The sequence below is a fragment of the Paenibacillus validus NBRC 15382 genome, from assembly GCF_004000985.1.
Lineage (GTDB): Bacteria > Bacillota > Bacilli > Paenibacillales > NBRC-103111 > Paenibacillus_G > Paenibacillus_G validus.
Genome location: NZ_BIMH01000001.1, coordinates 343,485 through 368,133 on the forward strand (window position 1 = coordinate 343,485; position 24,649 = coordinate 368,133).

Sequence of the window (24,649 nt, forward strand, 5' to 3'; positions counted from 1 at the left end):
CCCGGTTCTTGTCTATCGTACGCCCGTCAGGTCTAATCCATGCGGGCCAAGCGTAAACATGTACCATTCTGACAAGCCGGAGGGGTTCGTATGCCGCGGTTATCCAGCTTATTCTCCCCCAAATTCACGACGCTCCTGTTAGGCGCCTCGGCGCTTGCTTTAGTCATCAGCATCATCTTATTCCCCGACCTGGCATTTCAATCGTCTTTACAAGGCTTGCAGCTCTGGTGGAAGCTTGTCTTCCCCGCCCTGCTGCCCTTCCTGATCCTCACCGAGATGCTGCGCGGTCTCGGCGCTCTGCACGCGTTAGGCGTGCTGCTCGAACCGCTGTTCCGCATCCTGTTCCGCGTGCCTGGCATCGGCGGCTTCGTGATGGCGATCGCATTCACGGCGGGGATGCCGGCGGGTGCCGCCGCCATCGGCGGCATGCGCAAGGACGGGCAGCTGACGCGCGACGAAGGCGAACGGCTGCTCGCCGTATCCCATCTGCTGAGCCCTGTCATCTTGATCAGCGTCGTGGGCGTCGGCTTCCTGCACAGCGCGCCCGCCGGCCTTGCCCTCGCCGTCATTCATTACGGCTCGGCGCTGCTGATGGCCTTGGCGCACCGCCTTCGCGCAGAGCGGGCGAGCGAAGCGCGGAGCGTTTACGACACGCAGCCGGGCGAACGCGGCTTCCTTAGCCGCTTCTGGCATACGCTGGAAGATGCCCGCAGCCGCGACGGCCGTACGTTCGGCAAGCTGCTTGGCGACGCGGTATCTTCCGGCGTCCAGCAATTGTTCGTCATCGGTGGTTATATGATGATGTTCTCCGTCCTGCTTCAGGCGATCCCGTTGACGGGTATGATCGACGGGCTGACCTCCATCGTCGTCGCTGTTGTCAGCGATATCGGACAAGGCGAAGCTGCGTCGCTGTTGACCGCCTTGATGACCGGGATCATCGAGCCGCATTTGGGCGCATATGCGATGACGCAGCAGGTCGGCCCTCCCGGGAGCGCGTCCTCGCTCGGGTATGCCGCACTCAGCGCGCTGCTCGCTTGGGGCGGGCTATCCACGCACGCCCAGGTGCGCAGCTTCACCGCCGCCACCGACCTGCGGTTTGTCCGCTTCTTGTCGGCAAGGCTGCAGCACGGCGGCATCGCCTTTGTCCTGACCTTGGTGGCCTGGCGCCCGCTCCTGCAGTATTTCCAGGAAGGCGCCGCTGTGTCTACCTGGGCGCCGATTGCCGCCTGGAACGGCGGTTGGTCGCTTGAGCAGAACCAGGGGTGGCCGTTCATCAGCCCGATGATGCTGCAGTTCGGCAGCGTGCTGCTCGTCATGCTTGTCCTGTCCGTATTCGCCGCCTTCTTGTTCCGACGTGGGCGGGGACGAAAGGCGTAACCGGCCTCTAACGCCGGTTACGCCTTTGGCCTGCTCCCGTATTTCCCGCGCAGCGCCCGCTCCACTTCCGGCGGCACCAAGTCGACCACCGGTCCGTGGAAGCGGGCGACTTCCTTAACAATGCTCGAGCTTAAGTAGGAATATTTCGGCGTGGACGTCATAAAGAACGTCTCGATGTCCTCGCATAACTTGCGATTCGTAGACGCGAGCTGAAGCTCGTATTCAAAATCGGAAACGGCCCGCAGCCCCCGGACGATCAATTGCGCATCCTTTTGCTTCATATAATTAATCAGCAAATCGCGGAAGCTGTCGATCTCCACATTCGGCAAGTCGGCAGTCACCTTGCGCAGCAGCTCGGTACGTTCCTCCACCGTGAACAGCGGATTTTTGCTCGTATTGTTCAGCACCGCGACGACCAGCTTGTCAAATACCTTCGCCGCCCTGCGGATAATGTCCAAATGCCCGTTCGTCACCGGATCGAAACTGCCCGGGTATACCGCCACTCTATCACTTCGTTGCACACTTGCATCCATTCGTACGGTCAGCTCCCTCTGTATACATCCCTCTATTATGTCGGTTCACGCAGGTTCCGCCCTTCGTCAGCCCTTACGGAAAATGGTGATCGCCGTATCCCCATACTCCGCTCGTCGCAACGGGGCGAGTTCCCCTACCGGATCGTCATAACGATCCTCCGCATCATGCTCGACAACGACCGTGGCGCCTTCCGCCAAAAGCTCGTCCTGCATAAGCTGCTCGAGCAAGCCGCCGATCACCTTCAATTTATAAGGCGGATCGAGAAACACGAGATCAAACTTGACCTCCCGCTTCGCAAGCGCCTTCAATGCCCGGCTTGCATCATTGCGATACACCTCGGCACGGTCCGCGAAACCGGTTACCTGCAAATTTTGCCGAATCGTATCGATCGCTTTCTTGTCGGTATCCGTCAAAACCGCGCGTTCCATCCCGCGGCTGAGCGCCTCAATCGCGAGTCCGCCCGTACCCCCGAACAGGTCAAGCACCTGTCCGCCGTCGAAATACGGACCAATCATACTGAATACCGCTTCTTTCACTTTATCCGTCGTAGGCCTGGTCCCCGTGCCCGGCACCGCTTTCAGCGCTCGTCCCCGGGCATCCCCCGAAATCACTCTCATGTCGAAAAGCCTTCCTTCTGCTTGCATGGATTGTCATCGCTATCGTACCATAAACGACAAACATTGCACAAAGGACTTTGAAAAAAATTTGTCACCCGATGTATAACTTGCCGTTCTTGCGGTCATCCTTATATCATCGACATCCGAAAATGTCGTAGACAACCGCGGAGAAGACTTACGTTCCCCATAAGCTCTTCGTCCGGTTTCTCCTCTCCCATGAAAGGGCCTCGTCGCGAGACGGGGCCCTGAATTATTGTAAAACCCTTTATTTATAAGGGGTTTTACACCTTTGTTCACTTAATTCAAAACGCTTTTTCTTATAGTCGGGTACCAATTGGGCACCATTTTTTCAGGACCACTACATCCAAAAATCCCTCTCGATGCTCTCCCCTGTCAATTGCTTTAAGGCACTCATTAACAAGTTCCTTGTGCTGCGGGTAGGCTTATAATCATGCTTACTGCAAGCGTATGAGACAGTATTTCGACTCAAGCCTGAAATCTTCACGATATCCTCCTGACTTACCCCATGCATATCAACAAATTCCCCGTATGGAGTCCGTTCTTTCCCTAAACCAAACACGTGATAGTCACCCCTTTAGTATCTCATTATGGACAAGTCTAGTAAATTTAACCAGTCTATCTTTCGCAAATCTGCGAATAATGGACAATCGGTCCAGCATTCCTTATAACATACCGCGGATGCATTCCACGGAATATGCCAAAGGGGTTGGTCAACTTGCTTACTTATGGGATTTGTGGGGCAATCGTAATTTCCGCCGGATTCATCGAAAAGAGGGCCAGGGAGGCCGGCAATGCTGAAGCTGCTTTATCGGCCAAACGGTTCGGGTGGTGGTTCCTGGTGGGAGCTGGTGGTTGGATCGCATGGCAATGGGTGGCCGTCATGGTCGCGCTCGTATAAGGGTCAGAACGCAATGAGGCGCATGAGGAACGGATAATCACACCTATCAGCGGGGGTCGAGGGGGATTGTTAGCCCCCTTGTGTGACGGGTGTCACGGCGGGTAGTATGCACGGATCGGTGCAGTGTGCATCCGGCCAGAGTATGCCATGATGATCTAAACGCACCCTTCCAACCATTGTTCTTTTTGGTGTTCCTTTTTCGCAGGGTCGCTTAATGCTGGCAAGCTCTTCGATTTATTCCAAACACTATTCCAGCTACCCTTCCACCGCGGAAGGGTGAAGCAAATCGCTGAATCCTTTGTTATATAAGGGAAAAATCCCACAATGGAACGTTCCGTTTATCTAAAAGAACTATAGGTTTGGAGGAGGAGGTTCCTTCATGTTTGGGGCTATTGGTTTCGGTCTGTTAGTTGGTTCGTGTTGTACTTTAATTTCTTCTCTTTCATCTTCTTCTTTTTCTTTACGTAAATCCTTCGTCGCTGCTTGCAAATCCCTCAACTTGACGGTTACCTCCGGGGATACCGTAACTCTCCCCATCGTTAATGCAGAATACTCGCACAGCTGGGGCACACGGCTTCTTGTGAGCCTTCCCGTAGGTTTATCCTCGTCCAAAGTCATGGAACAGCAGAAGGGCCTTTCCGAGGCTCTTAGGCACGATATTGAAATGACGTACAAAGATGGCTTGATCGTCGATATCTTCACACAGCCGATGCCTGACAATGTGCCATTTGAGGTAACTACCCCGAAACATTCATACAAGATCCCTATCGGTGTTAACCGGCGTGGAGATTGGCGCTACTACGATTTTGACGGTAAGTTCCCCCATCTTCTGATCGGCGGGATCTCTGGAGGCGGCAAGTCCGTTATCCTGCGTGCTATACTCACCACGCTTGTCACCGGACCAGCCCCGGATATGTACCTGTGCGACCTCAAGGGCGGCGTGGAGCTCGGTATATTCCGAAACCTTGCCTGCGTCAAAGGCTTTTCTACGGCGTTGCCTGACGTCCTCAAAGCGGCCACAGACGTTGAAGCCGAAATGAACCGTCGGTATGCAATCATGGCTGTTAACGGATCCCAGGAGTGGCAGGGAAAGAAAGTAGTTTTTGTCATGGATGAATTGGCTGATTTGAAAATAGGAAAGGCCGATACACAGGCTGCTATCAAGGGTCAGATTAAATCGAGGCTTACCACGCTTTCTGCCAAAGGGCGCGCTGCAGGGGTGCTTCTCGTCCTCTGTACGCAGCGTCCGGATGCATCGGTGGTCGATGGACTCATAAAAACGAATGTAGCCACGTCCATTTGCTTCCGGACCCGGGACGGCACGCAGAGCCGGATCATTCTCGATCATGACGGCGCCGCCGATCTTCCGGAGATACCGGGGCGGCTGATCTTTCAGCAGGGCCGGGAAGAGGTGCTGCAGGCTCCGTTTTTATCTGCAGCTGATGCGAAAAAGCTGATTTCGGATTTACCTAAAAATCAACCGGCGCAAAATTGCGCTGGTCTAAGTGAAAATCCAATTTTGGATTCTCATAGTGTGGGGAAGGAGTCTGTTAAAAATGCAACCAAACACCCTGACAAAGATATCCCGCTGGAGGGAAATTCTCTCGAGCTGTGATCAATTCGGATACCTGACCACAAGCCAAATCCAGCGGCTTCACAACCTGGGCAGCCGGCGCAATGTCTCCCGGATCCTGAACGACATGGGCGGGCTCTTGTCCTCTTTTCGTGAAAGTGAAACCGTATGGTATCTTTCAGCCAAAGGACGCAAGGAAATCGGCAGCGAAAATGTCCGGAAACGTACGCTGCATGTGCAGCATTCCATTATGCGAAATGAAGTCTATATTGCTTACCGGCCCGACCTCTGGAAGCCCGAGTATAGCCTTAAATGGGACGGAAATGAGCTTGTTGCGGATGCTATTTTCCGTAAAAACGGGGCCTATACCTTCTTAGAAATTGACCTGACACAATCTATAGCAGCTAATGAACGTAAGATCGCTGCCTACCGTGAACTTCGGGATTCCGGCAAATGGCAAGCGAAATACGGAGTTTTTCCTACTCTAATGGTTTTGACATCTTCCGATTATCGGAAACAAAAGCTTCGTTCGCTTGTGGGGGACTTAAAGTCAGAGGTCTTAATTTTTAGTGACATAACATAAATTCTTCTAAACATAATTTTTAATTGCATACTTTGGGTATATATGGTATATTCTTCTTGTCCGGAAGCACCGGCAAAAGCCCCTTGAGGAAGCACCTCAGGGGCGTTTTTATTATCTTTGCGAGGGGGAACAAAAAGAATGCGAAATAAGCGGAATGTCTTAATTGCAATGATTTTATTTTTATTTGTTATTGGGTGCCAAGCAAATAAAACCGAAATCCAATCGACAAATGCAACTTCAACCGTTAATTCTCAAGCATCATCGAACGAAACAGAGGGAAATCAGAAGATCGATGTGGATAAGGGGCTTTTAAATGTCGAAGTCACTCTGCCAGCCTCATTTTTCAAAGATCAGGATGTCGATAAGGCTATTGAAAAAGCAAAATCTGAGGGCGTTAAGGAAGCGAAGAAAAATCCCGATGGATCTGTGACTTATATAATTTCTAAATCAAAGCATGCTGAAATAATAAAAGGCATGGAGGAGTCTGTTTCACAAACCGTTAATGATTTAAAGAGTGGTAAAAATTTTAAATCGATAAAAGACGTTTCCCATAATAAAGACTATTCCGAATTTACAATGACTGTCGATAAGAACGCTTTTGAAAAGAGTTTAGATGGGTTTTCCCTTTTAGGAATAAGCATGAGTGCTATGTATTATCAGTTATTTGATGGTGTCTCAAATGACAAGATTAAGGTCACAATCCAATTAAAGGATGAAACGACAAACAACATTTTCAAAACCATAGTTTATCCAGATGCCCTTGAAAATATGAAACAATAAGATTTAAGCCCCGAGGAAGCACCTCAGGGGCGTTTTTATTTTACACTCACGATATCCTCGAACTTCACCCACTCGTATTCATCATCACCAGTGACAACTTTAAGCTGCCTCAACTGCCGATCCACCTTCTCAATTGTCCCTATGATCTCCCACTCGCTTCCCAGCGCCCCGTTTCCCTCTAGCTTCTTGCCCAATTACAGCGACCTCCTATTTACGCGCATAATAACACGTATATTTTTATTGACACGCGTAATAATACGTGTTATAATAATATCAGAAAGGAGGTAACGCGGTGGGAAAACAAATCAAAGTAAGAGATGCAATTCAAGCTCTTAAGCAAGCAGGCTTCATAAAATCCCCTAATCATGGTCACGGAACAAGTCATCGAAGATACATACATAAAGACGATCCGAGCCGATTCGCAGACATAAGCTATCACACAGGCGGCGAATCGATTCCAAAAGGGACACTAAAAAGCATTGAGAAAACATCCGGGGTTAAATTCTAACCCCGGGTTCTCCCCACAAACCGCGTTACCTCAAAGTGAAGTATTTGAACGGAGGAGTTGTTTACGATGGGATTAAAGACACATTTTATGTATCCAGTTGTTGTTGAGAGGGCCGAGGACGGCGGACTTGGGTTGTACTTTCCCGACTTCCCAGGTACAGCAATCATGACGCCAGATATTGCGTCCGGGTTAAAGCAGGCCAAAGAAATGCTGGTAATTAGACTCCTGGAGATTGAAGAAAAGAACGAAGCAGCTCCAGCACCATCTGATCCAGATCAGATAGAGCTTCTGGACTCAAGCGATCGAATTGTTTTCGTGGAGGTCTTTATGCCGCCATACCGGGACGAAGCTGCAAACAAAGCTGTCACAAAGAATTGCACATTGCCCAAATGGCTGAGGGATGCTGCCGAGGATGCGGGGTTGAACTTTTCTCAGGTCCTGCAAAATTCCTTGAAGGATGCACTTGGCATTAACAAGCGAGATTAATTTCCGCCTGACGAGTCCGCTGCGGTAGCGGACGAAACCTAGCCCGAAAGGGCGATGGTCGCGGAATTCCGCCACGAGCTGGCCGTGCATGGCTGGCCTTTACATAGATTTGTTCTTTTAAAATAAAATAGCCCGACCAGCCACACAGCGGGGATTTCTTCATTCCACTGCTTGTCCCGATGCTTTCCGCAGTTCGTCCGCCAAATACTTCTGATAATCACGCAACTTGCGCCATGCTTCAGCGTCTGCGGCACGACCTTTTTGCTGCGCTTTCGTCCGCTCCGCATCGCACTTGAACCATTCAGGCGACAGGTACGACGATATGATGTTATTGGCAACCTCTTTATTAAGCACGGACTCATCCTCCTTACAGTCAATATATTCCTGGACAACGTCATTCACAAAACCTTCGAACGTTTTCCCCAACAACCGGAGAGCATTCTGCGGATCGGTGCGGCGCGCCGGATCGAGCTGAAAGTGTCCAGCGATGTCCGTGGCCGGGTTTAAACCGTATCTGTAGCAGCTGTAAGCCATGACCCATACGAACCGCTTGTACGCCTCCTGCAGGTCGATCGAGCCGCCGTAGCAAAGCTCCACCCCGCCTGCCGCGTCATTAGCGTCAACGCCATAGCGTACGTTGTCCGTCGTTACGTTGTACACGACGTGCCATGCCTTCTCAGCCGGTCCGGTTAAGAACGGTACGCACTCGATGATCTGCTTATCGTCCACAAACAGGTGCGCCGATTGCTCCATGTCCGCGTGCGTCCGCTCGTAGTATGAGACGTTACCTGCTGCCGTCGATCCGGGATTGCCGGTATCGTGGGCGACCATGAATCGGCAGCGGGCTAACGGCGTCTTCGGCCGTCGCTGGCTCGGACCCGTGAGATAGCGGGGAGTTATCTCGTATTTAAGTCTGAAGTTACTCATGGTCTTCGCTCACCTTTCTGCTTTAACACAGCGATGATCGGCTCGATATGCTGAGAAAGCGGTAAGCCGAGACGGCCATAGTTTTCAGCGAGTGAAACCAGCTCATTCGCAAGGAACGCGAAGACGAAGCCAGTCATGAACACATCGTTCAATCCAAGCGCAAGGTCAGCGCGGTGCCCAAGCATTACAGCAAGAACCATCAGCACTTTTTTTATGAGTCCCCAAAACCCGATCGAGCTGTTCAGATTCTTTTCCTTCCAGGCTGCGGCAACGCCGGTGACATAGTCCATGATGATGGCCAGCATCAATAATTCAAGCATTCCGCTCCACCCTCCGAATGCATACGAAATAACGGCGCCAAATCCACCTGCCAATAAATTAAGGGTATGCTGATTCATTGGATACCTCTTTCCGCCCATTTGGGCATAAAAATAACCTCGGCAATAAATACCGAGGCTTTGGTTGTATATTTAATTAACTTACAATCCTATTCACGTCTGAAGGCATTCTTACAGATCAATTCGTGTAGGCGCTGAATTTTTTTTAATCTCCGCTTGAGTTAGCAACAACGCCTCATTCGCGCTTATTTGGATAGGTTGATCTACTCCAAAATCGTATTCAAAAGTGTTTTTTTCTGTTCCGTCCGTGACAATGATTTGATAATGCGAACCGAAGTCATACGCGAATATTTGCAGCATGTCATCACCTCTTTACAAAATTAATGAATATCCTACAGAGTACGTAACAGAGTACGCAGTACCATGTCTTACTTGTACTCTCCACGTACGCATAAGCGCTTCACTAGCCGCAATATTTGCCGCAGCTGTTATGCCGGGGTACAGCTTAAAGATTGTCGTAGACACGGATGTGACTGCCGCCGATACTAGGAAATCAATATATTTGTTACTTGCAGGGTCTTTGATCTGGACAGCCAACGTTAAACTAGGCGACCCTGATACAGCTGTCACATCAAAGACAAGGTATACCCCTCTAGCGTTGTAATTGATCTGATCAGAACTAGAAGTGGTCGCTGTCCTCGCGGAACTAGTTAGTACGGCCATTTGTGTATTATTGCGCCATCTATCCCAAGTTGTGTTGTTATAGGCTTGATTGTAACTGCCTACACCAATTACATTAGTTGCCGAAACACCGTCGAGTAAGGTGACACCACTGCCCGCTATCTGCATATTGGGCATTATCTTACCATCACTCGGATTAATCGACATCGAGTGGCTATAATTATTTAAATCTGGCATCAAATATCAGCTCCTTTGTTTAGTTATTCGGCGGGTGGTGTCTCAGGTGCTGGCGGCTCGGGCTCTGGTTCTGGCACAGGCACAGGCATCAGCGCAACCGTCGCGTCATACTCGACCTGGGTGATATAGCCTCTGGATAGTGCGGCCCCGATCTGCTCCAACGTCAGCGTGTTCGCGGCATTAAGCATGACCGCATCGACGTACGTAGGATGGACGTTCGGGACGGTCGGGCCACGGTTTTCGTTAAGCTCATACGTGCCGTGCTGATACACACCTCGCGTATAGGAGTTGATTAGTACAGTTTTTAATTCTGCCATGTTAGGCACCTCCGAGATAGTATTCTTCAAGAAACGCCGTAAAGTCGTCGTTCAAGCGCGCGACTTCGGCGTTCGCACCTTCAATTTGGCCCCGCAGTTGTGCGTTTTCCTGCTCCAGCCTGTCAACCTTATCCGGAAGCGTCTCTCCGCTCGGCTCCGGCTGCGGTATAGGCTCAAAAGTGATATCCCCGGTGTTAATGTCAACGTAGCTAACGTTACCGTCGCGATATAACTCCGGCAGTTCGTCCACCAAAACAAACATTAAATCGTAATCTGGCTCATCGTCCTCCGGCTCCTTCCAGCCTCGAACGCGGCCTTTGGTGCCGCCGATATATTCGTAAAAAATAACGTACATGTTCGCGCCCTCCTATCCGATAATGTCGTATTTGATCTGCAAATTACGGATTTGTATTGTTCCACCGCTATCATTCAGGAGAATTAAGTATAAAGGTGCATTCGTGTGCGTGTGGATTGTCTCCGAAAATGCCGTGAAAGCTTGGTTCTCTAAGGGGGTATTAACAGTAATCCAGCCGGAGAAATTGGACACGAATCCTAAGTTGGTGCCGATAGGTGTGCGCCAATCCACGTTATTATCCGGCGGATTATAAACGAATTCGGTCGAACGTCGAACTATAGCTAACCCCCTTGTTGCGATTACACTTGTTGTCGCCATTTCGCCCGTTATCAGCAAGTCGCCAATACCTTTGGGTAAAATCTTAGCGACTAGCATGACACCGTTGACGACTGATCTTGTCGTCGGTAAATCATCCTGCACCGTGTTGCTTGCTCCTATTCTAAGCATACCTACTGGCCTCCATCCTCCTAATCCTGTCGTATCATATTCCATCACGCCGTTATTAACTCTTGTTCGCGCCATTAACACACCATTCCATAAATAACCTTTACCTGCGTTAAAATCGCCCGGAATAGTCGCACGACCATCGGCCCTGCCGATCCTCATACCCTCATCTATAAAATTACCGTAATCATCATAACGCCAAATAACGAAATCAGATCCGGTGTTTGCACCTGTTTCGCTGGCAGTTAAGCCGGTTGCAAAGCGTTTCGAACCATTTGTTGCCGCAAAAATATGATGCGCTGCGCCGCTTGGGTTTGTACCAATATTAGTCTGCGCAATACCAGTCAATGCACCGCCAGTCTTATCGAATTTCTCATTATTCAACTGCTCTAAATTTTTTGTTGGTGTATCAAATGGATTTGCTTTACCTGTTATTGCTTTAAAGTACTTAAGAATCCAAGAGAACATCTGTGTAATTGTACCAGTTAATCCATATGTGTTTGCCGTATTAGGATCAGCAGTACGATTACCGATGTTGGAATCTGTAACACTATTAGCACTATTTGGTAATGCAGCATCTGCTTTTGTTTGTGCGGCATTAGCCGTTGTTCTCACTTCATTAACTGCACCAACCAAGCTAGATTTATCGGTTGTTGTTAGATTTGTTAATGTGCCAATCTCAGTATCTTTTTCCTGTGCGAATACATCTACTTTATCCCAATTGTCATCAAGATAAGTTTTTACATTAAAATTTGTTGTTGCCGTTGTTGTTCTATCTGATTTAACCAAATTTAAATTCGGTGTCGTTGGCATCTTATATTACCTCCATGCTAATTTATCAAAAGTTATAGTTTCTAATTGGTCAATGGTCATACTTTCTACATCTGCAATAGATAGATATTTATACTCATATCTCACAGCTAAATGCGCTGGTTTAATTTCTTCAATTGCTTTCTTTAAATCATCAATGCCTGATGGAGTACCAACTTCGCTTATAAACTTAATAACAATTTGTCCATCAAAACTTACTTCTACTTCTCCATTTGTCCATGATTCGGCTGTAATCTCAATTAGCACAGAATCAACTTTACCAGTACCGCGCATTTTTGATTTGATAACCGACCTGCGTTCACTGTATGGCTTGCTCCGATCCGTAGGTATGCCGTGATCCTTTTCGTAGATGTCCAGCGCCCAAGTCGCGGTGTCAACCGAGAGTTGCAACTGTAAATCAGCAATTGCCGCAGCCCGGTTTTCAAACTGCGATGCCTTTGCATCAAATATTGCCTTGTAGACTGCTGACTTACGCTGGAACGGCTGTAGTTGCTTGATCATATCCCCGCTATGCGACATTGATAGTCACCGTCCCTAGAACTGCGACTTGTTCGGCGCCAATGGATACATTTGCAGTCCCTCCGTTAACCGTCAGGCCGGAGTAATCCTCAACGCCTGCGCTATCCAAAATAGCGGCACCCACCTTTGCATAACTGACAATGCTTTCCACAAAAGCGATCTCCTGCAGGTATTTAGTCAGGCTTGCCGTAATGTTGTCGATAGCTTGCGGTTGTGTATATCCTGCCGATAGTGCGATTGTAGCTGCAACGTTTATCGTTACTCCGGTTGCGCTGGTGACCGTAACAAACGCACCGATCGGAGCAGCACCATCACCAAGCCCAGTCACTCCCGGGTCAAGATGATCTTGTACGTCGCTGACGAGCTGTACGGAAGCTGGAAGCCGGTCCGAGTTGATGATCACAACCTTAACCGTGTTGTTTCCGTTCCACAGCGGAAATACCTTTGCAAGCCCCACGCCCGCGACTTCTTTTGACCAATTCACGTAGTGTGCTTTGTTCCCGCTAGTAGCCGGTGTTCGAATAATCTCGTAATAACGCGCCAGCAAGTCTGCATCCGATTCTGCGTCAAATCCGTCATACGTGGGGGCAGAGTTTGTCACGGCCGTAAACCCGGCCAGTGTGATAGGAAATAGCTTGATCGTATTAGCCGCGACTATTCCGCCTGCACCGGTTATAACGGCCTCAACGGATACGGTGCCGCTTGACGTGATGCTTTTGCTCTCAGTCGCCCGGAACTGTACCCCGCCAGATGTCTCGAACAGGTCTCCCGTGTTGATGGTTCCGGTGCCGGTTACCGTCACGCTGCCTTTTGCTCTTGTCGCCGCTTTACGATCAATCCCTGTCCGTTCCTTTACCCGCTGAGCGAGCTCGTCCCCGGATAGATTATCGATGCTGAGTTTGTCCTGCACGGCAGATATGGCATCATCCGTTTTCGAAAACTGTTCCGCTGCAGGAGCCAGGGCATCATAAATAAATGACCCAGGGCGCTTATCGTGATCGTCCGAAACCGCAGAGAGCATATCCTCTAAGATTGTCATGCTAGATCGTCACCTCCTCGCCTTGAGTACCGTAAATGCTTTGGACATCGAAGCTGATCGTAAGCCTTGAGCCTGTTTGCGAAAATGCGAAGTTGTCCACGCGGGATATCGCATCATTCCCAAGCAGCGTTTCCCGAATCATCCGCTCGTACTCGGCTTGACTAAACGCAGGGTTAAAGCTTTTACCGATTAGCGAGTGGTGCTCGCTGCCGAATCCGGTCCCGGCATAAATCAGGCTGTCCTTGGCTGATCGCAGCGCTTTCTGGATCCACACCTTCAGGTATTCAGCCCCGGTCAATTCGATCATCTTCCCGTCCGACAACCGGAAATCCCCCGCATCAAAGTCCCAGTCGTACGTTTTATGTACCGTTGTCGATGGCGCCGTGTCCGAACTGTCATATTCCAACTGTGCTATTTTGGGAAGCATAATCCACCTCCTTAGATGGCATCAACGATATACCACATCTTCAGGTTTTCGTCGGGTATGATGATGACCTTGTCTCCTACAGCAAGATCAATTTTCCAGAGGATCGTCTCCTCCACCATGCTGCCGTCGGTCGCTTGGTATCGGTTCGGGATCATGTATCCCTCCCGGTAAATTTTCGGAATGAAAAGCTTGCCCTCCGCTAGTATGATATGGTCGCCCCACTGAATCTTCAGCGGGTTTATGTCGGCTACCGTACCAATGCGCGGCGCCGTGCTAGGTGGATTGCGATTGACGTTATGCAGATCGGCAATCTTCTTGGCCAGTTTATCGATGCTGTCCATATTATTTCACCGCCTCGGGAGGAGCCAGGCCCAGCTCTGTTACATGCATCTGATTCGCCACTGTATGCTTTGCCGTGATGATCATAAATTGCCCTGATATTCCAGTAATCGGCTCGGCGACATCCAATAATCTGCCGGCTTTCAAAGCAACGTCTCCCATCAGCTTCAGGCTGTTGGTCTCCTGGATCTTCGCTAGGCGCTGAAGGAGGATACGGGATACCTCGCGAGCTTTAGCTTGATCTTCTGCATCGATCTTGTACGTTTCCTCGAGAAGCCCGTACTTGTTGATTAGCGCTTCGTCCTGCGCTAAGGCAACGACCTCATATTTGGCTTGCTCCGTGTCCTGCTCGTTACGCTCGATGAGGATTTTAATTCGGTTTCGCATGGACTCAATAGATCGCGTTCGATCCGCCCCGAGAGGATTAGCCATTACATCGTAGGGTTCAACGTTATCGGCCAGCTTGAACGTGCCCTTGATGATGAGATCCTTCATCTCTTCGAAGTAAATTTTGCCTTGCCGCTGCTCCACGTTAAACCGTTTGCCGGTCTGACGTTCCGCGCGCTTATAAATATCCTCAATGATCTCGGCCGGGCTTTTTTCAAGATAGATGTCGTCGATGATTGTATTCATGTCTGGAATGCTGCCGATTGGCATGCCGAAGTCGTTTAAAATTTTGGTGATCGCCTGGGAAGCAGGGATTTTGTTGAACTGGTAAACGCTCTTGGACTTCCCCAGATACCACGCATAGTCGTATACCGTGTACTTGATCGCCTCGCGCCCGGAACGCCCCTCCGTGACGATGACGCCTCGGTATACTTCCTCGTTACCCTTTATAAGCAGAACAACATCGCCCAGGTCACACGGATTTACCGGGAAGAACCTTGTGTCATTCCAGATGAGGTCAAACGTCATGACGGCCATGAGAGATAAGTTAGAATCCCAGCTGATCGTTCCGGTGATCGGGGTGATGTCGTATGTCCTCGTTCCGTCGTTTTTTACGAGAAGCAGCTGAAACATATCATCACCGCCTTGTCGTATCCACAAAGGTAAATTCGGTCATCCTGAGGGTGTAGTAGATGTCCCCGTCTTTTCTTACACCGTGCTCGAAATCATCAATCGTAACAGGCATATTGACGTTCTTTCGCCCTCCGGAATCAACGATGACCAAACGAATCGGATACCGGCGTTCCCTCCAGCGCTCGATCGTATCCACGTAATCCACGCCCCACATGGAGCGATTTTGGAGGAACGGATAGTCCCGGATCGGAAAGAAGCTCTGGATCTCGATGTCCTTCAGCCCCCTTAACCCGATCCGGTTTAAAGATTGCCGCATACCGTTCGCCTGACTGTTATTCCATGGGCTCTGTATCTCGTACTCGGAAGGAGGAACAGGCAGTTGAATGACTTCTTCGTTATTATTAATCGAGAGAAATACCTGGATCATGCTCGTACCTCCTTACCCGCTGGCCCATAAGTGGCGGTCAATTCGATTAAACAGCGTATCGGCAATTTCCATCGGGCTCAGGTTATCTTTGAGCCTTGCGGTGTTGGCATCGGTAGCAGCTGTATTTATGGCGGTGGAATCCGTATTGGCGCTTGTCGCTTTTGTATTCTCATTGAGTGCGGCTACTAATTTGTCCTCGTTTTGTTGCTGCTTCTTGTCCCGTTCCGCCTGGGCCTTTTGGGTCTGCGCCATAATGGAATCGTCACTGAATTTGCCTTTGCTTAAGCTGACGTGATTAATCCAGTTTTTGTCCCACTCAACGGTCGGCTTCACAGCTACCGATTTAGCCCCGGAAAAATCGACACTGGCAGGGATATTAATTCCGGCTTTACTTAGCAGGCTGCTGAATGGGGATATCTTTTTCAGTATCGCGTTTATCCCTGTTTCAGCTGCAGATATAATAACGTTCCAGATCGAAGTACCGTAGTATTTAATGCTGTCCCAGACATAATTAAAGGATCGCATTAAGGCATTGGCCAGATCGATCGCCCCGTTTACTCCCCACTGGGTAGCATCCACAATAACATTCCAGGTGTTCATGCCAGCCAGTTTGACTTGCTCCCAGTTCTGAACAACATACGTTCCAGCAGTGACAAGTAAACCTAGTAAGGTTAAGAGAACTCCTATCGGATTAGCTCGTATAGCTGCACCCAGCCCTAGTTGCGCATTGGCCATAATCCAAGTTGCGGCTGCTGTCGCTAGAGTCCATGCGCGGACAGCAACAAGTCCTACGCCATATGCCGTAAAAGCAGTTGCTGCACCGTATACGATCGGACCGATAACACCCCAGTTATTAACCACGAAGTTGGCAACTGAAAATACTGCTCCGGCAGCTGCCTTCGCCCCGTTATATATGCCTAAAAGCGCATTGGAAAAACGAGTGCCCCAGGTGTTAACATCATTCCCTGCCATTAAGTCCTGAACGCCTTGCAAGTCTTTTTTGATTTCCGCAAATAGTGGTTTCGTCACTCCGGCGAGTCCTAAAGTCGCTGTTTCCTTAATATTGGCTATCGTATATTCGAACGTACTAGACATTTCCTGCATAGATCCGCCGAATCGCTTGTTCAATCCTGTCATTAACAGCGGTATGACTTGATCCGAAAGCAATTTGCCTTGTTCAGCCAACTTCATTAATTCTGCCGGCGTTTTGCCCATTTGCTCTGCTAATAATGTCCAAGCTGGGACCCCGCGCTCAGCTAACTGATTAACTTCCTCCGCGCTCAACTTGCCCTTAGCTTGAATTTGCCCGATGGCCAGAGCAATACCTTTCATTTGTTCGGTATTGCCGCCCACAGCAGCCACAGCATCACCAAGACTATGCAGCATCGGTACAACTTGATTGCCTGCAAAGCCCATTCCAAGCAGTGTCTTAGCCGCCTCTTGTAACCCTGCAAATTCAAATGGCGATTGCGTGGACAGGCTTTGTAGATCGGATACCATCTTTATTGCTGAATCTGTGGAATTAAGCAGGATTCCGAAAGATTTCTCTGCCATTTCAGCACTTGCATTTGCCTTAATACCGACACCAACAGCAGCGGCAGACATTGCTCCTGTGGCTGCGGCAACTGCGGCGGCGCCCGTTTTAATGCTTGACCAAGTGCTATTTGCCGTTTCTTTAAGATCCTGCAATGTCTTTTTATATCGAACGGTTCCGGCGCTCATTTTTTCAAGCGTACCGGAAACACCATCTTTCAACGTCATTGTTTTGGAGATATCTTTAACGCCCAATCCACTGCGCCTCCCTTCAAGAGGAAAAGGGAGCCCCCTATGCTGACCCCCAGCGTTTGCTTTCTTCCTCGTAATGCTTGACCATCGATTGCATCATGAACCGTTTGGATACAAAATCCAAATTAAGCAAATAATCCAGAGCGAAACCCCGTTGCACGTAGTGGTGCAAAAAGTAAAAGTCAGGGTCGCTCTGGATTAGTTTTTTAACTCTTCGTCAACCTTCTTTACGCCTTGTCCGAAACCCGCCAATTGTAGAGCTTGCCCGCTAATCGCGCTGATCTCGCCCGCGCGGAAAATCAGATCCACGATATCGGTCGGTTCGGCGCAGCCAAACTCTTTCTGAAGCTGCGGGTCCTTCAAGTTCGGCTCGACAACACAGTTATAGACCACGTAGGCATCAGCCACGTCACCTTGATCATTCTGTACCATCCCAATAGCCTCGAGCGCGAGTGCCCGGCTTGGCTCCTCGATCACAATTTTTGCATCCAGCGACTCGATATGCAGTGTCTGCCGGCGCCGCTTCTTTTGCTTGAGTTGATCCTTTTGCGCCAACAGGTCCTTAATGGTTAGCTTTTTACTCATGGAATCCTCTCCTAGATCATATCGATAATTTCATAGTCCCCGAAGGCGAAAGGGATTTCTTCGCTTCCAAGCGTTTTATTTGCAAATCTAAGCAGATTGAATTCGCTGATTGTAACATCATGCAATGCGGCTCGTTCAGCACCAAATGCATCCGGATCCGCAACCTTGCCGACGATTTCGAACCGTGGGTAGATTCCTTTTCGAACGTTTGCAGCCATCGCTCTCTGTACGCGAGAATAGATTTTCTTGATCACCATTCTGCCCTCGCCGTTCCAGCCTGTAGCTTTCCGACGTGTACCGCCTTCGTTGGCAAAATTGATATCTTCATAGGTCACTGTCACTTTGGCTTCGAATTCATCCACTTCCGCCCACAGTTCGCCGTTTACCCATACTCGGCCATAAGTGCCAGAAATCACTCTGCTTGCATTTTGTGTCACTCATTCCACCACCTTACACCGAGATTTTTAATGCGAGGTCTTCAATAGCATCGAGGAACTTCAGGTTGCCGGACAAGAATACTTTTGACTGGAAGCTCGTATTCTTAACCTTCTGATCATCCCACGAGCTTGTATCCGTCCCGACCCCTTCCCATGCGAGACGCTGCGCCTCAACATCCACACCAACTAGATTATCCGCTGCCGGGTCCAGCACGTCCGGTTGCAGGCCTCTCAGGTAGGCATTGACGGCCGTAATGAACAACGCCTGGTTATCATAGCTGTTATTGACCTTTCCGACATACTCATCATTAAACGTGCGCGTAATATCTTCCTTAACAAGGTCATGTCCTTCGATTATCTTAATTTTTTTGAAGTCTTGTCCTTTGCTCGTTGTTGTCGTGGTGAGGGAGTTTACGCCGCGGCCGATTTTGATTTTCTCGCCATCATTGATCAGAATGAGCTCTCCCGCATCAATATCTGCATCCGGTGTCGTGTGTTCCGTAATCGCTTCGACTTCTGGCAGGACGTAGTACGTAGCCGAACGTGTGAAAGGCAACCCTGCGAGGATGCCGGCGATCCGTGCGGTGTACTGCGAAGCGGAGTAGGTTGTACCATTTACAACAATGCCCTCGGTCGTGAAGTTAATAATCCCCTCATGGTCAGCAACGATGTTAGGCAGCACTGCTTTGTACGTGCGCTTATCGGTATCGCGCCATGTTTTGATCTGAGTAGCAACTGCGGTCGTGTCAGCTCCCGCAATTCCCGGTACCGCCAAGTAGTTCCACTTTTTGAACGATAGCCGCGTTAAGGCTTCGTTGTAGTTTAAAGCTGCTACGGCCAAACGCTCAACAATGACTTTCGATGGAACGCCGAGGAAAGCTTGTTCAATGTACGCTTTGTTCGTTGCCGTCCAATCCAGTGGGTCAATCTCCGTCACAGACGTATACTCTTTGCGTTCAAACGTGGTGTCCGTATCGTCCTTGAGAATCAGCGCAACAATTCCGCGCTGGCTTCGCTGGATCGCGGACACGGCCAAGCCGGAAAACGTAATATTAATTTCGGGCAAGCCCATTGCTGTCACCCTTTCATAATTTACTCATTATGCGGTCAAACTCTTTTTCTAAGATGGTTGTCCAGGCATCTTCAATTTCCTTTGTTGCTTTATCGAATACATGGTAACCCTGCTTGAATCCATGCTCGCTGCCGTCTTTTCCAACAATACGGTGACCGAGCTCGATGAGATGCCCGTGCGGAGCTCGTGTATATACCCTGACTTTTACTTCGCCTGAACTGTCGTCAATCCACACTTTTCCGCGTTTTATCGACTTGTGATAATTTCCAGTTTGCTTGCGGACAAGTTGACGTGCTTTTCTTGCGACGATGGTTCTGGCCTTGGATCCTGACCTCATCATCAATTGCCTAGCTTGCTTAGGGAAGTGTCGCTGCAGGTCATCCAGTTCTTTCTTGAACTTGTCCAGACCTCTCAAGTCGATATTGAAGTCACTCATTGAACTTCAACTCCTGCATCAACTCGCCCGATTCCGGTTGCTGGACATCTTCATAATAGGAAAAGTCGAAATTGTAATGAACGACCTTATCCACGATGTCCGTAAAGGCTCCGTCAATTGTGATGACTCGATCACCTACGGCGAAATTTAAGCCGAACAATATTTCAAGCTTGTCTTGCACGTCGTAGGCTTCTTCCTTGTACTTATTTCGGTCCGATGGGAAAAATAGTATCTGGCACGTCATCTCTCGCAGCGCGTTTGTAAGGAAGCTCTCTGTGTTCCGAGTTTCCAAGGTCACGAAAAAAGAGGGCCGCTGAAAGCCCTCCTCAACGTCAATGCTCTGGATCGGAACCGTTGGAAATTCCGCAATGATATTGTCGTTTATCGCCTTGTTGATCTGTGCTCTTGTCAGCATCATGGAGTCACCTGCCTAACCGTTAGCTGCAGCGTTTCATTGTGATTGTATGGATTGCTGATGAATTCGATATCCCAACGATTCCCATCAATCATTAAGAACATGTCCGGCGTGATGCCATCGCGGTATATGATCGTAACCACGGCGTTCGTTGTCGTTTCAACCGTTTCTCCTTCACCAAGTCCAGTTCCGCCGCCTTTGTAGTCGATCTCCGCTTGCACCGTGTAGAGTAGCGATGTAGACGGTGAGCGTTCATTCATACTGTTCAGGACAAACGTGTTGTGCCAAATCTGAACCGTATCACGCAGACGGGAGAGGTTTGTCTTGATATCATCCAGCTGTGTGCAGACGACCTCTAAACGGCGGTTTTTTGTCGCGAAAGTCCGGTCAATCTTATAGACTGTACCATTCCACACTAGCCGCTCTTCACCGTTGTACTCGTCGTCCCAAATAATGAACATGACCTCAGGACTCAACCTGCTGGCAAAGGCCTGATAAAATTCGGACATCCGAATAGACTTCTTTTCCGCAAATATCGATTTCGTCGGAGCCGGAGTAATGCTGTCTCCAGATGGTGTCGATGCATATGTGAGCTTAAACAGCTGCACTGACTCTGTCATCCTCACGGCAGACTCACCGCCATCAGCTGCGGCAGGAGGATGTAGAGGAAGGCATTGGAGAATTCTACTTCACCAGCGTTCAGGTTCCATAAGTCTCCTACGCCAATGGTCAGAGTCGCTATGCCCAAGTCAGTTTCAATCTGTGCTTGTGTAACTCCGGCATTCAGCATGTACTCTTTTACGGCGATGGTTTTGATCATGAGCGCGACATCATTGTGCGTACCACTAACACTTAGGCCCGACTTAACCTTTTCGAGAATCTCCTCGTTTGTCATAGGCGCTCACCTAAACGAACAGGTAAACGTCTACCGCCGTTCCGTTAAGTGCGCTGTTAAGCAGAACTGTGTTGCTCTCCAATGCCGTTTCGCTCGTGGTCACGGTCGGCGCTGTACCTTCCTTCGCGTTGTTTCGGAACGCCATTTGCACGGTGTTATGTGGCAACCGATAAGGTAAGCCCAATTTATTTCCCCAGCCAACGCTAACTGTATCGCCAGATGCGTTCGTTCGTGCAGGGAGGTTAATTTTTGTCACCGTTCGGAATGCTTTGTTTCCTTCGACAGCGGTTGAGCCATTCAAGGCAATCGTCTCGCTGATCACCTCGCCCGCGTAGTTCGTTCCTTCGATGACCACATTTCCAGCAATTCCGGATGCGTTCCCCGTGATCCTGAGACTTCTAGGAAAGGCAGGACTAGTAATGCCTGCAGTGATATCCTGCGTTGCTGCCGTCAATGCGGTCGCGGTAAGTACCCCGGTTAGATTTTGCGCGACGGCCTTGTCTGCCGATACCTGTAACCTGACCGGATACATGCGTTCAAGCCTCTTCCCGTAAACGTCACTCGGCACTTGATTATCAATCTTCGGATGAAATCTGCTCATGCGATTGTTGTCTCCTTCTCAAAAAAATTAAGGAAGGGCAGTTTCCCCTCCTTACGGTGTAGGCTGATATGCGTAATACGTGAATGTTGTTTTGGCAAAGAGCGGAAGACCGCCGCTATAAACCTTACCGCGCCACATTGTTTGATCTTTCCCGAACACGTCATCGCCGACGCTGGACGATTCGATGGTGATTTCCTGCGATTCGTTAACAACATACTGCTTGATGTCGCCAAACAGAATGTCGTCGATCTGCATGGCCGTCGTAAAGATAACTGGATGCCCGTCAAGAAAAAACTGGGTTTTACCGTTGCCCGTTATAACCGGAATCGTTGTTGTAATAGGCGCACCAGATGCATCCGACATCTTCCGGAAGCGATTGAAGAACGTCTTGCGCCGCATTATAAACACCGCATCGTCTCCGTACGGGCTATCTACATCCGATTCGATATCCATCAATTGAGCCCAATCCATTAGCGAGTAAGTTTGTTTCTCCGATGGCGCCGCCGTGATCGATGGAATAATACCAGTGAATGTGCCGCCGTCGCCGTTGATAACCGCATTGTCCAGATATGTTCCAAGGTATTTACCCATTTCCATAGCCAAATACGTCTCGAGCGCGGAAATGCTGTTTTTCAGAAGCAAGTTCTTCACCTTGATTGTGGCCACAATGGCCTCTTGACTTATATTGGCTTCGGTGAACGTAAAGTTCAGCGTAGCCGTCCCATCTCCATTATCCGTTGGAGATCCTGCTGTACCAATCGGCAGGCTTACATTGCCGGTGAAGCCGTATTTCGTGATTGCTGCATACACTTGTCCGTACTTAACGATAACGGAATTGATCACATCGAGTGTGGTTTGCGGTACCAGGTACGCCGCCCCGCTGGTGATGCTCCCACCATTCATGTCGGTGATGGAACGCTTGCCCATCTCCATGATTTCCGCATCTTCAGTCGATACGCTGCGATTAATGAAGCTACGGTAAAAAGCATCGCGGTATTTAGCGGAGCTACGGAAGTTTTGTTCGTTGATTTCATTTGTCTTCATTTGCGGTATTGGCCCCCTTTTAAAGTCTTCTGGCGCATTGGACAGTTGTTCGTTAATCTCATCGATGCGTTCACCCATGCTGCGCAGCTCCTCGGTTGCATCTGTGATATCCTCGGTGGACATGTCACGGTGATTTTTCACTTTCTCTTTAAGGGCCAGGCGTTTTTGCTCAAGCTCACTTTTTTCACGCTTCAACTCTGCCGCTTCTTTTTGACTCAGTTTTCCCATGATTCAATATACCTCCCTATAATTGCTCGATAAGATTGATCAATGCCTGTTTTCGAGCTTCGTCTTCCGTATCAGGTGTCGGTTCCGGCTCGGGATTTGGATTATTCGGTTCCGGATCACCGGCAACTTCCTCAGCGATCACGACCGTCTCATCATAAGCCGGGAACGGCACAATGCTGACTTCGTATACCTCATTGATTTTTACAATGACATCGATTTTATTGGCCCAGTCGCTTGCGACAATGGCTTTGTTATCAAACCAGAAAGACATGCCATCGACGATTTCCTTTTCAACCCGATCAAATACATAGTCATCGATCCAGGTATTCCCGAGCGTGACATCAACAAAAAGACCGGTGTCATCAACAACGGTCCTCAGATTTTTACCACTTCGACCAAGAATCCAGTCGGGATTATGATTCCAAAGAATGACGAGTTTAGAAAAATCGACGCCGGACAGCGCATCTTTGTCCACCTTTTCCACCCATTCACTACCCCGCCATGGCCGCCCGATGACGCCGAACAGAATCGCATAGCCGCGGATCCTCCGTACCTGCTGACCATCCACTTCTTCAGTGATAGCCCGGAATCGAGAACGATCACCTTCATATTGCACCTTCCGCATGCTTTGAGACGAAAGCGGCGACTTTTTATCCCCCGTTTGCATCAGTTGTCTCACCTCCCTTCACGGTATAATTTCCCGGATCGAGTGTTTGGAAGTTTTTGCTTTCCATGTAGTTGTCCAACTCTTTCGGGCCTCTCGGGAGTCCGATTCGTTTCCGGATCTCATTACGGGTCATAACGCTACCGAACAGCATCTCCTTGAAAAAGGTTGTTTTTGCTGACAGTGTGCTGATCTCCAGATCGATCAACTCGGCCAAGATCTTGTTATTGTGATGAATCTCGGTATCTGAGAACAACTTATACGTCAGCTCCTCCTCGACCTGGAACACGATCGGCTTGATCATATTGTCAATGAACTGCTCGTACTGGATTTCCGTCGCGGTATTCGTTACGACTTCACGGGAGACGCCGAAATAGAGGTATAGGTAGCTGACGATCGCTTCCAGAACATCTTTGTTGAGTGGATTAAGCTTCATGTCCAGATTGTGAACTTCATACTCAGCGCCGATCATGCCGAAGCCGGTTGTGTTCTCAGAAGTCAGGAAAAGGTCCTTGAACTCATCCAGCTTCTTTTTCATATCCGTTCCCTTAAGCTGCGTCTTCACCTGCAGCAAGGCGGCGATGCGTTGACTGTTTTCTGAGTCCTTGACGGCTTGCGCCTGCATGGTGTTAACGATTTGAACATACCCACCCGTGGCTTGCCTTTGGGCCCCTCCTAACTGCGTCGGGAAACGCTGTAGGTGGATGATGTCGTCATAGTAAAACTGATAGCTGCTCGCATAAGGAAACTTGATGATCAGGCGATCGTCTTCATCCTGTGTAAATTCGAACTGTGAAAAGGGCAGTACGTACAGTGCTCGTAATTGTCCGGCATCTCCCCAGTCAGGCATGATGAACACGTTGTTGTTCAAAAGTAAGCGGGTTGTCACGTACGTCCAAAAAACCTGTGGCGATTGATACGGGTTCGTACGCACGGTCAAGACATATTGAACACGATCGTTCACCATTTCAATATTTCCGTTATTGTCCGCGCGGGCATGATAAAACGGTATACTTCCGACTTTCTCAGCGATAAAGTTGATCGCCGTTCGGACTTCGGGGATGTTGTATAAATCTCTTCCGAAAAACGAAAGCGGCATGCCTTTGTTGAGCAAGTCGATCACTTTTGCGGCCGTAACATCGTTCTTTCCACGAAGCGCATTAACTGCGCTAACTGCTCGTTTCCAAATTCCCAATATTTTCTCACCTC

At 49.4% G+C, this 24,649-nt stretch carries 35 protein-coding genes; 7 read left to right on the plus strand and 28 right to left on the minus strand.

Annotated elements, in window-relative coordinates; all coding sequences use genetic code 11:
* The first annotated feature begins 90 nt into the window (after nucleotides 1-90).
* On the plus strand, nucleotides 91-1,377 hold the full coding sequence (locus PVA01S_RS01650) for a nucleoside recognition domain-containing protein (RefSeq protein ID WP_127604608.1): 1,287 nt from the start codon (nucleotides 91-93) through the stop codon (nucleotides 1,375-1,377).
* Nucleotides 1,378-1,394: 17 nt separating this feature from the next.
* Here the strand turns inward: PVA01S_RS01650 and coaD are convergent, their stop codons facing one another.
* Complete coding sequence (gene coaD, locus PVA01S_RS01655) at nucleotides 1,395-1,910, minus strand: pantetheine-phosphate adenylyltransferase (protein ID WP_054798240.1); 516 nt, start codon at nucleotides 1,908-1,910, stop codon at nucleotides 1,395-1,397.
* Nucleotides 1,911-1,976: 66 nt separating this feature from the next.
* Entirely contained in the window at nucleotides 1,977-2,528 is a 552-nt protein-coding gene (gene rsmD / locus PVA01S_RS01660; RefSeq protein WP_127604611.1) for a 16S rRNA (guanine(966)-N(2))-methyltransferase RsmD, read from the minus strand.
* A gap of 736 nt (nucleotides 2,529-3,264) precedes the next feature.
* On the opposite strand from rsmD, the gene PVA01S_RS01670 reads away from it, so the two are divergent.
* The 4 genes from PVA01S_RS01670 to PVA01S_RS01685 all read left to right on the plus strand — a co-directional run bounded on the left by PVA01S_RS01670 (nucleotide 3,265) and on the right by PVA01S_RS01685 (nucleotide 6,383).
* On the plus strand, nucleotides 3,265-3,447 hold the full coding sequence (locus tag PVA01S_RS01670) for a hypothetical protein (RefSeq protein ID WP_127604613.1): 183 nt from the start codon (nucleotides 3,265-3,267) through the stop codon (nucleotides 3,445-3,447).
* A 379-nt stretch (nucleotides 3,448-3,826) separates the two neighbouring features.
* Complete coding sequence (locus tag PVA01S_RS01675) at nucleotides 3,827-5,062, plus strand: FtsK/SpoIIIE domain-containing protein (protein ID WP_127604615.1); 1,236 nt, start codon at nucleotides 3,827-3,829, stop codon at nucleotides 5,060-5,062.
* A complete protein-coding gene (locus tag PVA01S_RS01680; RefSeq protein WP_127604617.1) occupies nucleotides 5,004-5,603 on the plus strand; it encodes a replication-relaxation family protein in 600 nt (199 codons plus the stop codon). The genes PVA01S_RS01675 and PVA01S_RS01680 overlap by 59 nt, the downstream gene beginning before the upstream one ends.
* Nucleotides 5,604-5,741: 138 nt before the next feature.
* Entirely contained in the window at nucleotides 5,742-6,383 is a 642-nt protein-coding gene (locus PVA01S_RS01685) for a hypothetical protein (RefSeq protein WP_244932867.1), read from the plus strand.
* Nucleotides 6,384-6,418: 35 nt separating this feature from the next.
* Here the strand turns inward: PVA01S_RS01685 and PVA01S_RS26410 are convergent, their stop codons facing one another.
* The gene (locus PVA01S_RS26410) at nucleotides 6,419-6,577 is read right to left on the minus strand and encodes a YolD-like family protein (protein WP_164751702.1); all 159 of its coding nucleotides are present in this window, start codon (nucleotides 6,575-6,577) and stop codon (nucleotides 6,419-6,421) included.
* 98 nt (nucleotides 6,578-6,675) lie between these two features.
* On the opposite strand from PVA01S_RS26410, the gene PVA01S_RS01690 reads away from it, so the two are divergent.
* Nucleotides 6,676-6,891, plus strand: a complete 216-nt coding sequence (locus PVA01S_RS01690; RefSeq protein ID WP_127604619.1) for a type II toxin-antitoxin system HicA family toxin — start codon at nucleotides 6,676-6,678, stop codon at nucleotides 6,889-6,891.
* 66 nt (nucleotides 6,892-6,957) lie between these two features.
* Entirely contained in the window at nucleotides 6,958-7,377 is a 420-nt protein-coding gene (locus tag PVA01S_RS01695) for a type II toxin-antitoxin system HicB family antitoxin (protein WP_127604621.1), read from the plus strand.
* Between the two features lie 159 nt (nucleotides 7,378-7,536).
* Here the strand turns inward: PVA01S_RS01695 and PVA01S_RS01700 are convergent, their stop codons facing one another.
* The 25 genes from PVA01S_RS01700 to PVA01S_RS01820 form a co-directional block, all read right to left on the minus strand.
* Nucleotides 7,537-8,304: a peptidoglycan recognition protein family protein gene (locus PVA01S_RS01700; protein ID WP_127604623.1), complete on the minus strand. Its 768-nt coding sequence runs from the start codon at nucleotides 8,302-8,304 to the stop codon at nucleotides 7,537-7,539.
* A complete protein-coding gene (locus PVA01S_RS01705; protein WP_127604625.1) occupies nucleotides 8,301-8,702 on the minus strand; it encodes a phage holin family protein in 402 nt (133 codons plus the stop codon). The genes PVA01S_RS01700 and PVA01S_RS01705 overlap by 4 nt, the downstream gene beginning before the upstream one ends.
* A gap of 111 nt (nucleotides 8,703-8,813) precedes the next feature.
* On the minus strand, nucleotides 8,814-9,002 hold the full coding sequence (locus tag PVA01S_RS01710) for a hypothetical protein (RefSeq protein WP_127604627.1): 189 nt from the start codon (nucleotides 9,000-9,002) through the stop codon (nucleotides 8,814-8,816).
* 12 nt (nucleotides 9,003-9,014) lie between these two features.
* Nucleotides 9,015-9,560: a hypothetical protein gene (locus PVA01S_RS01715; RefSeq protein ID WP_127604629.1), complete on the minus strand. Its 546-nt coding sequence runs from the start codon at nucleotides 9,558-9,560 to the stop codon at nucleotides 9,015-9,017.
* Nucleotides 9,561-9,583: 23 nt separating this feature from the next.
* Complete coding sequence (locus PVA01S_RS01720) at nucleotides 9,584-9,877, minus strand: hypothetical protein (protein ID WP_127604631.1); 294 nt, start codon at nucleotides 9,875-9,877, stop codon at nucleotides 9,584-9,586.
* A 1-nt stretch (nucleotide 9,878) separates the two neighbouring features.
* On the minus strand, nucleotides 9,879-10,232 hold the full coding sequence (locus PVA01S_RS01725) for a bZIP transcription factor (RefSeq protein ID WP_127604633.1): 354 nt from the start codon (nucleotides 10,230-10,232) through the stop codon (nucleotides 9,879-9,881).
* 12 nt (nucleotides 10,233-10,244) lie between these two features.
* Nucleotides 10,245-11,489, minus strand: coding sequence for a hypothetical protein (locus tag PVA01S_RS01730; RefSeq protein ID WP_127604635.1), 1,245 nt, complete (start codon nucleotides 11,487-11,489; stop codon nucleotides 10,245-10,247).
* 6 nt (nucleotides 11,490-11,495) lie between these two features.
* On the minus strand, nucleotides 11,496-12,026 hold the full coding sequence (locus tag PVA01S_RS01735) for a putative phage tail protein (RefSeq protein WP_127604637.1): 531 nt from the start codon (nucleotides 12,024-12,026) through the stop codon (nucleotides 11,496-11,498).
* Nucleotides 12,016-13,065 carry a baseplate J/gp47 family protein gene (locus tag PVA01S_RS01740; RefSeq protein ID WP_127604639.1) on the minus strand — a complete coding sequence of 350 codons (1,050 nt, stop codon included), beginning with the start codon at nucleotides 13,063-13,065 and terminating at the stop codon, nucleotides 12,016-12,018. Before PVA01S_RS01740 ends, PVA01S_RS01735 begins: the two co-directional genes overlap by 11 nt.
* A gap of 1 nt (nucleotide 13,066) precedes the next feature.
* Complete coding sequence (locus tag PVA01S_RS01745) at nucleotides 13,067-13,492, minus strand: DUF2634 domain-containing protein (protein WP_127604641.1); 426 nt, start codon at nucleotides 13,490-13,492, stop codon at nucleotides 13,067-13,069.
* Nucleotides 13,493-13,503: 11 nt separating this feature from the next.
* Nucleotides 13,504-13,833: a DUF2577 family protein gene (locus PVA01S_RS01750; RefSeq protein WP_127604643.1), complete on the minus strand. Its 330-nt coding sequence runs from the start codon at nucleotides 13,831-13,833 to the stop codon at nucleotides 13,504-13,506.
* A 1-nt stretch (nucleotide 13,834) separates the two neighbouring features.
* Nucleotides 13,835-14,851, minus strand: a complete 1,017-nt coding sequence (locus PVA01S_RS01755; protein ID WP_127604645.1) for an XkdQ/YqbQ family protein — start codon at nucleotides 14,849-14,851, stop codon at nucleotides 13,835-13,837.
* A gap of 4 nt (nucleotides 14,852-14,855) precedes the next feature.
* Nucleotides 14,856-15,278: a hypothetical protein gene (locus PVA01S_RS01760; RefSeq protein WP_127604647.1), complete on the minus strand. Its 423-nt coding sequence runs from the start codon at nucleotides 15,276-15,278 to the stop codon at nucleotides 14,856-14,858.
* A gap of 12 nt (nucleotides 15,279-15,290) precedes the next feature.
* Nucleotides 15,291-17,066 (minus strand): tape measure protein, encoded by a 1,776-nt coding sequence (locus PVA01S_RS01765; protein ID WP_127604649.1) that lies wholly within the window; start codon nucleotides 17,064-17,066, stop codon nucleotides 15,291-15,293.
* 195 nt (nucleotides 17,067-17,261) lie between these two features.
* Nucleotides 17,262-17,648, minus strand: a complete 387-nt coding sequence (locus PVA01S_RS01770; protein WP_127604651.1) for a phage tail assembly chaperone — start codon at nucleotides 17,646-17,648, stop codon at nucleotides 17,262-17,264.
* Nucleotides 17,649-17,659: 11 nt separating this feature from the next.
* Nucleotides 17,660-18,085, minus strand: coding sequence for a phage tail tube protein (locus tag PVA01S_RS01775; protein WP_127604653.1), 426 nt, complete (start codon nucleotides 18,083-18,085; stop codon nucleotides 17,660-17,662).
* 13 nt (nucleotides 18,086-18,098) lie between these two features.
* Entirely contained in the window at nucleotides 18,099-19,157 is a 1,059-nt protein-coding gene (locus PVA01S_RS01780; protein ID WP_127604655.1) for a phage tail sheath C-terminal domain-containing protein, read from the minus strand.
* A 13-nt stretch (nucleotides 19,158-19,170) separates the two neighbouring features.
* Nucleotides 19,171-19,593, minus strand: coding sequence for an HK97 gp10 family phage protein (locus PVA01S_RS01785; RefSeq protein ID WP_127604657.1), 423 nt, complete (start codon nucleotides 19,591-19,593; stop codon nucleotides 19,171-19,173).
* A complete protein-coding gene (locus tag PVA01S_RS01790) occupies nucleotides 19,586-20,011 on the minus strand; it encodes a phage tail terminator family protein (protein ID WP_127604659.1) in 426 nt (141 codons plus the stop codon). Before PVA01S_RS01790 ends, PVA01S_RS01785 begins: the two co-directional genes overlap by 8 nt.
* The gene (locus tag PVA01S_RS01795; protein WP_164751703.1) at nucleotides 20,008-20,616 is read right to left on the minus strand and encodes a phage head completion protein; all 609 of its coding nucleotides are present in this window, start codon (nucleotides 20,614-20,616) and stop codon (nucleotides 20,008-20,010) included. The genes PVA01S_RS01790 and PVA01S_RS01795 overlap by 4 nt, the downstream gene beginning before the upstream one ends.
* Nucleotides 20,617-20,630: 14 nt before the next feature.
* On the minus strand, nucleotides 20,631-20,903 hold the full coding sequence (locus PVA01S_RS01800) for a phage gp6-like head-tail connector protein (RefSeq protein WP_127604663.1): 273 nt from the start codon (nucleotides 20,901-20,903) through the stop codon (nucleotides 20,631-20,633).
* Nucleotides 20,904-20,913: 10 nt separating this feature from the next.
* Nucleotides 20,914-21,504 carry a hypothetical protein gene (locus tag PVA01S_RS01805; protein ID WP_127604665.1) on the minus strand — a complete coding sequence of 197 codons (591 nt, stop codon included), beginning with the start codon at nucleotides 21,502-21,504 and terminating at the stop codon, nucleotides 20,914-20,916.
* 51 nt (nucleotides 21,505-21,555) lie between these two features.
* Entirely contained in the window at nucleotides 21,556-22,776 is a 1,221-nt protein-coding gene (locus PVA01S_RS01810) for a phage major capsid protein (protein WP_127604666.1), read from the minus strand.
* Nucleotides 22,777-22,792: 16 nt separating this feature from the next.
* Complete coding sequence (locus PVA01S_RS01815) at nucleotides 22,793-23,443, minus strand: HK97 family phage prohead protease (protein ID WP_127604668.1); 651 nt, start codon at nucleotides 23,441-23,443, stop codon at nucleotides 22,793-22,795.
* Entirely contained in the window at nucleotides 23,427-24,635 is a 1,209-nt protein-coding gene (locus PVA01S_RS01820) for a phage portal protein (RefSeq protein ID WP_218029619.1), read from the minus strand. The genes PVA01S_RS01815 and PVA01S_RS01820 overlap by 17 nt, the downstream gene beginning before the upstream one ends.
* Nucleotides 24,636-24,649 lie beyond the last annotated feature (14 nt).